Source organism: Geobacillus sp. ZGt-1, from assembly GCF_001026865.1.
In the GTDB taxonomy this organism is placed as follows: Bacteria; Bacillota; Bacilli; order Bacillales; family Anoxybacillaceae; genus Geobacillus; species Geobacillus thermoleovorans.
Genome location: NZ_LDPD01000006.1, coordinates 24,284 through 32,223, shown reverse-complemented (window position 1 = coordinate 32,223; position 7,940 = coordinate 24,284). Strand labels below are relative to the sequence as shown.

Annotated in this window: 8 protein-coding genes and 2 pseudogenes; 3 read left to right on the top strand and 7 right to left on the bottom strand. The window is 53.0% G+C overall.

The annotated features are described in order from the left end of the window. Nucleotides 1–410: 410 nt before the first annotated feature. The 6 genes and pseudogenes from VU18_RS18645 to VU18_RS18640 all read right to left on the bottom strand — a co-directional run. A pseudogene (locus VU18_RS18645) lies at nt 411–725 on the bottom strand (PLP-dependent transferase); the annotation flags it as partial. A gap of 1 nt (nt 726) precedes the next feature. Next, nucleotides 727–1,715, bottom strand: a 989-nt coding sequence (locus VU18_RS01210) for an O-acetylhomoserine aminocarboxypropyltransferase/cysteine synthase family protein (RefSeq protein WP_236687235.1), incomplete at its 3' end; no start/stop codon positions are given. Between the two features lie 175 nt (nt 1,716–1,890). After that, nucleotides 1,891–3,321 carry an Asp-tRNA(Asn)/Glu-tRNA(Gln) amidotransferase subunit GatB gene (gene gatB, locus VU18_RS01205; protein WP_011229792.1) on the bottom strand — a complete coding sequence of 477 codons (1,431 nt, stop codon included), beginning with the start codon at nt 3,319–3,321 and terminating at the stop codon, nt 1,891–1,893. Between the two features lie 13 nt (nt 3,322–3,334). Beyond that, nucleotides 3,335–4,792: an Asp-tRNA(Asn)/Glu-tRNA(Gln) amidotransferase subunit GatA gene (gatA, locus tag VU18_RS01200; protein WP_011229791.1), complete on the bottom strand. Its 1,458-nt coding sequence runs from the start codon at nt 4,790–4,792 to the stop codon at nt 3,335–3,337. Between the two features lie 12 nt (nt 4,793–4,804). After that, on the bottom strand, nt 4,805–5,095 hold the full coding sequence (gene gatC / locus VU18_RS01195; RefSeq protein WP_014194780.1) for an Asp-tRNA(Asn)/Glu-tRNA(Gln) amidotransferase subunit GatC: 291 nt from the start codon (nt 5,093–5,095) through the stop codon (nt 4,805–4,807). A gap of 96 nt (nt 5,096–5,191) precedes the next feature. Beyond that, nucleotides 5,192–5,773, bottom strand: a complete 582-nt coding sequence (locus VU18_RS18640) for a hypothetical protein (protein ID WP_236687234.1) — start codon at nt 5,771–5,773, stop codon at nt 5,192–5,194. 15 nt (nt 5,774–5,788) lie between these two features. Here VU18_RS18640 and VU18_RS18635 point away from each other — a divergent pair, with 15 nt between their 5' ends. The 3 genes and pseudogenes from VU18_RS18635 to VU18_RS17060 form a co-directional block, all read left to right on the top strand. Continuing rightward, the gene (locus tag VU18_RS18635) at nt 5,789–5,950 is read left to right on the top strand and encodes a hypothetical protein (protein ID WP_236687233.1); all 162 of its coding nucleotides are present in this window, start codon (nt 5,789–5,791) and stop codon (nt 5,948–5,950) included. 29 nt (nt 5,951–5,979) lie between these two features. Beyond that, complete coding sequence (locus VU18_RS01185; protein WP_014194778.1) at nt 5,980–6,756, top strand: VOC family protein; 777 nt, start codon at nt 5,980–5,982, stop codon at nt 6,754–6,756. 143 nt (nt 6,757–6,899) lie between these two features. Next, nucleotides 6,900–7,182: pseudogene (locus VU18_RS17060) on the top strand (flavin monoamine oxidase family protein); the annotation flags it as partial. Nucleotides 7,183–7,189: 7 nt separating this feature from the next. On the opposite strand, the gene VU18_RS01180 reads toward VU18_RS17060, so the two are convergent. Next, complete coding sequence (locus VU18_RS01180; protein WP_011229787.1) at nt 7,190–7,747, bottom strand: TIGR00730 family Rossman fold protein; 558 nt, start codon at nt 7,745–7,747, stop codon at nt 7,190–7,192. Nucleotides 7,748–7,940: the final 193 nt, after the last annotated feature.

Here is a 7,940-nt window from a genome sequence, read left to right as displayed (position 1 = left end):
ACAACTTGTGGTGAAGAGCCAAAAATTTCGAACAGAAGATTTTATCCATGCTTATACAAAATCATTGACCCGTGATGCTAGTGGAACGCTGCGTTCAACTAGCATCACTATATGCAACTTAAATGCTATCATACGCGTAAGAAAGATCTCGGGCCAAGGCGATGCGGTTTCTATCAAGGAAGCGGGGGTGATGCCCGCTGCCCGTCGTGTATTCGCTGGCCTCCGCACGATCGTTGCCAGCCAGCTCTCAGGATGCTGCTTTGCGTGCCGGAATTGCGCAAAAGTGAAAGCCGTGAACAATGGGAAGGAGAAGAACGGTTTGCTCCGCAAATCAAAAAAGAGCGCCCTGTTTTTTCGCTTAGGACACTCTTTATATTTTCTAAATGTTTCCTATATCCGCTTCGCTACTTCTACTTCACCCCCACCGTCTGGCTTTGGCGAATGGCTTGGCGCAAGTCGTCCAAAATATCGTCGATCGCTTCGGTGCCGACAGACAGACGCACAAGGCCTGGGGTGACGCCGGCGGACAGCTGTTCTTCCGGGGTCAGCTGCTCATGCGTCGTGCTGGCTGGGTGGATGATGAGCGATTTCGAATCGCCGATGTTGGCCAAATGCGAGAACAGCTTCACCGAGTCGATCAATTTTTTCCCGGCTTCGACGCCGCCTTTGATTTCAAACGTGACGATCGCGCCCTGCCCATTCGGCAAATACTTTTTCGCCAGTTCNTGCGACGGATGGCTCGGAAGCCCTGGGTAGTTGACCGATTCGACGGCTTCTTCCTCTTCTAAAAACTTAGCAACAGCGAGCGCATTTTCGCTATGACGCTGCATCCGCAAGTGAAGCGTCTCTAATCCTTGCAAAAGCAAAAACGCATTAAACGGCGACAGTGCCGCTCCTAAGTCGCGCAAGAGCTGAATGCGTGCTTTCGTGATGTACGCCGCTTCGCCGACGGCGTCCACATACACCAACCCGTGGTAGCTTGGGTCTGGCTCGGTGAACTCCGGAAACTTGCCGCTCCCTTTCCAGTCGAACTTGCCGCTGTCCACAATCACACCGCCGATCGAATTGCCGTGCCCGCCGATGAACTTCGTCGCTGAGTGGACGACGATATCGGCGCCGAATTCAATCGGCCGCAATAAGTATGGACTGGCCACCGTGTTGTCGACGATGAGCGGAATGGCATGGCGATGGGCGATGTCGGCCACCGCTTCGATGTCGAGCACATCGTTTTTCGGGTTGCCGATCGTTTCCGCAAACAACGCTTTCGTTTTGTCGGTGATCGCCCGCTCAAAGTTTTCCGGATCGGACGGATCGACAAACTTCACCGTAATGCCGAACTTGCGCAGCGTATGGGCGAACAAGTTGTACGTTCCGCCGTAAATGGACGACGACGAGACGATTTCATCGCCCGCCGAGGCGATGTTGATGATCGAATAAAACACCGCCGCCTGCCCCGATGACAGCGCAAGCGCTCCAATGCCGCCTTCAAGCGCCGCGATCCGTTTTTCCAAGACATCGTTTGTCGGGTTCATAATGCGCGTGTAAATAAACCCTTCCTCTTTCAAGCCAAACAAATTGGCCGCATGCTCGCTGTCGCGGAATACATACGAGCTTGTTTGGTAAATCGGCACCGCCCGCGCGCCCGTTTCCGCATCCGGTTTTTGCCCGGCGTGGATGGCGAGCGTCTCCGGGCGGAAAGTTTGTTCATTGCTCATCGTTTCCTCTCCCCTCTTTGACCCTTCGAGATTTCATATCCTACTAAATCAATTGGTTTTTTCTTATAAAAAATCTATCATTCGATCACAACGTTTGTCAATTGTATTTTTTTAATAGTGCAAAAATTTTTATTGAAAACAGAGCCTGCCGGTGGGCAGGCCTCCTATTGTTTCATTATCGTTTTCCAATTTCCTCTACTAACAGCTTATTGACAAGCGGCGGATTCGCTTGTCCTTTCGTCGCTTTCATCACTTGGCCGACAAGGAAGCCGAGCGCGCGGTCTTTGCCGTTTTTATAGTCTTCGACCGACTGCGGGTTGGCGTCGAGCACTTCGAGCACAATTTTGCGCAACGCTCCTTCGTCGGAAATTTGCACGAGCCCTTTTTCTTTGACGATTTTCTCTGGGTCGCCGCCGTGTTCGACGAGTTCTTTGAACACTTTTTTCGCGATTTTCGACGAAATCGTGCCGTTTTGGATGAGTTTGATCATCCCAGCCAAACTTTCCGGCGTCAACGCGATGTCATGGAGCTCTTTTTGCTCGGCGTTTAAGTACCCGGATACTTCGACCATGAGCCAGTTCGACGCCAGTTTCGGATCGGCGCCGTTTGCGACCGTTGCTTCGAAGAAATCCGCCATTTCTTTGGTCAGCGTCAGCACTTTGGCGTCGTATTCCGGCAAGCCCCACTCCTCGATATACCGCTTCCGGCGGGCGTCAGGCAGCTCCGGAATCGAGGCGCGGACACGCTCTTTCCATTCGTCGTCAATATAGAGCATGACCAAGTCCGGCTCCGGGAAGTAGCGGTAGTCTTCCGATCCTTCTTTGACGCGCATGAGGACGGTCGTTTTCGTCGCTTCGTCAAAGCGCCGCGTTTCTTGGCGGATGACGCCGCCTGAAAGCAAAATTTTCTCCTGCCGCTTCGCTTCGTATTCCAACCCCATGCGGACGAAGTTGAACGAGTTGAGGTTTTTCAATTCCGTTTTTGTGCCGAACTTGTCCGAACCGAGCGGGCGAAGCGAAATATTGGCGTCGCAGCGAAGCGACCCTTCTTCCATTTTGCAGTCGGAAACGCCGGTATATTGGATGATCGCTTTTAATTTTTCCAAGTAGGCGTACGCTTCTTCCGGCGAGCGGATGTCTGGCTCGGAGACGATCTCAATGAGCGGCGTCCCTTGACGGTTAAAATCCACGAGCGAATAGCCGTCGCCCGTATGCGTCAGCTTGCCGGCGTCTTCTTCGAGATGGATGCGGGTGATGCCGATTTTTTTCTTTTTTCCGTTTACTTCAATTTCAATCCAGCCATTTCGGCCAAGCGGCTGATCGTATTGCGAAATTTGGTACGCTTTCGGGTTGTCCGGATAAAAGTAGTTTTTGCGGTCGAATTTCGTCTCGGTCGCGATTTCGCAGTTTAACGCCATCGCCGCTTTCATCGCAAACTCGACCGCCTGTCGGTTCAACACCGGCAGCACGCCTGGATACCCTAAGTCAATGACGTTCGTTTGCGTGTTCGGGGGCGCGCCGAACGCGTTCGGGCTGCTGGAGAAAATTTTCGATTTCGTTTTCAGCTCGACGTGCACCTCAAGTCCGATGACCGTTTCAAAGTTCATCACCTAACCTCCCTTACAACACCGGTTTTTGCTTATGGTAGTCGGTCGCTTGTTCAAAAGCGTGGGCGACGCGGTAGACGGTGCTTTCATCAAAGTGCTTGCCGATAATTTGCAAGCCGACCGGCAAGCCATCAACAAAGCCGCACGGCACAGAAATCGCCGGTACACCCGCAAGGTTGACTGGAATCGTTAAAATGTCGTTCATGTACATCGTCAGCGGATCACTCGTTTTCTCGCCGATTTTAAACGCCGGCGTCGGCGTTGTCGGGCCGATGATGACGTCATATCGTTCAAATACGTTTTCGAAGTCGCGCTTGATCAACGTCCGAACTTTTTGCGCTTTTTTGTAATACGCATCGTAATAGCCCGAGCTTAACGCGAACGTCCCGAGCATAATGCGGCGCTTGACCTCCGCCCCAAACCCTTCGCTTCGCGTCAGTTTATACATATCGATCAAGTTTTTCGCGTTGTCCGTCCGATAGCCGTAGCGGACGCCGTCAAAGCGAGCCAAGTTCGCTGATGCCTCGGACGAAGCGAGCAAATAGTACGTCGCCAAGGCGTATTTTGAATGCGGCAGCGACACTTCTTCCCACGCCGCGCCAAGCTTCTCAAGCACGGCAAGCGCCGCAAGCACTGACTGGCGCACGCCTTCATCGACGCCTTCACCTAAATATTCTTTCGGCACAGCGATTTTCAACCCTTTGATATCGCCCGTTAACGCCTCCACATAGTTCGGCACTGGAATGTTCGCTGAAGTCGAATCCATCGGGTCGACGCCCGCGATCGCTTGCAATACATACGCGTTGTCTTCGACCGTGCGCGTAATCGGGCCGATTTGGTCAAGCGACGAGGCAAACGCGACGAGGCCAAAGCGCGAGACGCGTCCGTACGTCGGCTTCAAGCCAACAACCCCGCAAAACGCTGCCGGCTGGCGGATCGAACCGCCCGTATCAGAACCTAAAGCAAACGGCACTTCGCCGGCCGCCACCGCCGCCGCCGAACCGCCGCTCGAGCCGCCCGGAACGCGCTCTAAGTCCCACGGGTTGCGCGTCAGCTGAAACCCGGAGTTTTCCGTCGACGAGCCCATGGCGAACTCGTCCATGTTCAACTTCCCGATCGTGATCGTCCCTGCGGCATTCAACCGCTCCATGACAGTGGCGTCGTAAATCGGGTCAAAGTTGTACAAAATTTTGCTGGCGCATGTCGTACGCAGCCCTTTTGTGACGATGTTGTCTTTAATGCCGATCGGCAAGCCGAACAGCGGGTTCGTTTCTTCGCCTTTGGCGAGCTGGTTATCCAACTCTTTCGCTTTCGCCCGCGCCTGTTCTTCATTTAATGTTAAAAACGCTTGCACTTTCTCTTCCACTTCATCGATGCGGCGGTACGATTCGTCGACTAAATCGGAAATCGACACTTCTTTTTTCTTCAGCAACGTATGTAATTCTGACACGGAATGGTCAAAAAGCGACATAAATCCCCCTCCTTACTCTAAAATGGCCGGCACACGGAACTGGCCGTCTTGCTGATCTGGCGCGTTTTTCAACACTTCTTCGCGCGGCAGCCCCGGTTCTGGAATATCCTCGCGCATCACGTTTCTCATATCAAGCACGTGCGAAGTCGGCGGAACGTTCTCCGTATCCAATTCATTCAGCTGCTCAGCAAACGTAATAATCGCATCGAGCTGTTTCGTAAACATCTCGGCCTCTTCATCCGTAATCGCCAACCGCGCCAAATCGGCGACATGTTTCACTTGGTCAATGGAAATTCGCGACATAGTTTCACCTCCAACGAGTTCGACCTATCACAATACCATGATGATACCAAACTTTTATCCAATGAAGCAACCGTTGCCACGTGTTCTGGGCGAGAATCAATCTATATATTCACGATGCAAATGAATACAACGTTCCATAACATCTCCCAATAGCGAAGGCAGGCGTGAAACCGGGGGGATTTGATGTTTGATGTAGGAATATTTCGTTTTCCTGAACAGCGCACGATGGGATGGCACACGCATGAGTAAACGGTTGATGGGAGGAAAAGGACGAGCTCCTATTTTAGACACAGGAAGGAATCGCTCGTGACGCCTTTTTTTATTCAAAGAAATACGATAAAATGAAAGCACAAGGAGGGAAATTGCATGTCGCTGCCAAATCAAAATCATCCATGGACATATGCAGATTACGTAATCTTCATCGCATTGCCAAAAGTATTCGCTTCCATGGGAGAACCCTCCTGACAAAAATCGGGAGGATTTATCCGAAAAGAACAACAAGAGATTCGAAAAGAGCAGCAGGAAATCCGCCTGGAACAACAGCGTCTGCGTCAAGAACAAGATTCGCTTCGCGCTGGGCAAACGGAATTGAACGGCATCGTAGCTGCTCTCCTCCACCGCCAAGACGAAACAGACGCCAAACTGGAAGCTCTCGCCGCCGACGTCCACCAGCTTCACCAGGAATTTGCCTCATTGAAACAAACGGTGGACCGCCTCGAACAAAAAATAGACTCCCGTTACGAACAATTGACTGCCCAAATCGAAGACATCAAGCTGGACTTGAATTTTATCGCCCACCGCACCGTCGACAACGAACGAATCATTTACAAGCTGAAAGAAATGTTGTTCCGCTGATCGATTCCATCTAGGAGGAGGTCGCCGCCATGAATGTCGCGTTTGACCATCTCGTCCACTTAACCGAACGACCGGAGCAAGCGAAAACGGCGTTTGAACAATGGGGGTTTACAGCCATCCACGGCGGCCGCCATCCGTCATGGGGAACGTACAACGCCTTATGTTACTTTGAGCATTTGCGCTACATTGAATGGATCGGCATTGCTGATAGACAGACGGCGAGAACGTGCGGAAATCCGCTCATCGCCCAGCTTGTCGCCGACCGCCAAGAAGGAAACGGCTTCTCCCAATTTGCCTTCCGCACGAACAACATCGAAGCGGTGGCGGCACATCTCAAACGAAACGGGTTTACCCCAATCGGTCCGCTCCCCGGCAGCCGCGAGCGCGATGACGGCAAGCGGCTGACATGGTCGATGCTGTTTATCGAAGACGACACAGACGGTGCATTTCGCTATCCGTTTTTCATCCAATGGGGCGACGGCGATGACGTGCGGATGAACGAGCTGGCGCCGCTCATGAGACACCCGATTGGCTCTGTTTCGCTGTCGTCAATTAGCATCTACACCCTCGGTCTCCAGCGGGCAGTCAACGGCTACCGCCGGCTGTTTGACTTGCCCAAACCCGATGTCGGGCGCGATGAGGCGGGAGCGTATGCGAAGCTCGCTGTCGGCGGCATTGCGATTCGGTTCTATGAGGCTGACCGACGTCATCCATCAACGCGCCCGTTTTCGTGCCGGATTGTGGGGGTGCAGGAACAGCGCTCCATCGAAATCGATGGCGCGACGTATATCGTTTCCAGGCCGTGACGGGCATTCCTATTCTCACATACTCCCCTTTGCCGCGGAATAAGATGGAATAACCGCACCTTCATCCTCGCGCGGTGAAAACGGCAAAGGGGGAGTCCAACCGTGTCCCACCCGTATGTTTCTCCAAAACTCTCAATGGAAANGATGATCTCGATTATTCGCCACGGCTTAAAGAAAACGACGGCGCCTCAACATATCGTCATCATCGGCGCCGGAATGGCCGGACTTGTCGCAGCGTCATTGCTGAAGCAGGCGGGTCATCGCGTCACCATCTTAGAAGCATCCGAGCGGGTCGGCGGCCGCATCTACACGCTCCGCTCCCACTTTCGCGACGACCAGTATCTCGAAGCCGGCGCGATGCGCATTCCTCACACCCATGCTTTGACGCTGGAATACATCCAAAAATTCAACTTGCCGCTTCACCCGTCCACGGTCAAGAGTGGCGGCGACGGCAAAATGTGTTCATCTGTCCATACAGCGTCGGAACGTCTTCGGCGCTGACAATCAGCTCAAGGTCTTCCGGCGCGGCGAATCCGCTGTCAACTGTATGCCGAAGCAAATGAAGAAGAGGATCGAAAAACCCTTCCACGTTAAGCAGGCCAATCGGTTTTTGGTGGAGGCCGACGCGCGACCACGAGAGCACTTCAAACAGCTCCTCGTACGTTCCATAACCCCCTGGCATGGCGATAAATCCGTCGGCCGCCTCGTACATTTTCGCTTTGCGGGTGTGCATTGTATCGACGACCAACAGTTCGCTCAACCGATTATGCGCCACTTCCCGGTCCTTCAAAAATTGCGGAATGATCCCAACCACGCGCCCTTGATGACGGAGCGCCGCCTCAGCAACCTCTCCCATCAAGCCCCGTGTCCCTCCGCCGTAAATGAGCGTAATGCCGCTTCGGGCTAAAAACGTTCCGAGCGCTTTCGCCGCTTCCTTGTATTTTACGCTTTGTCCATAACTTGATCCGCAAAACACACAGATGGCTTTCATGATCGCGACACACCTTTACTCGCATCTAGGTCTTCATTATTTTATCTTAATTAGGCGAATTAAGTGGGGGTAGTTCACCAGTCTGTCCCCCATCCGGCAAATCACACCGACAGGGGCTGCCACCGAATCCGTTTACACCAGCCTTTTCGAACCGCAACGTCGCAAAAAACACATCCCCTCTGGCTCGTCCAGA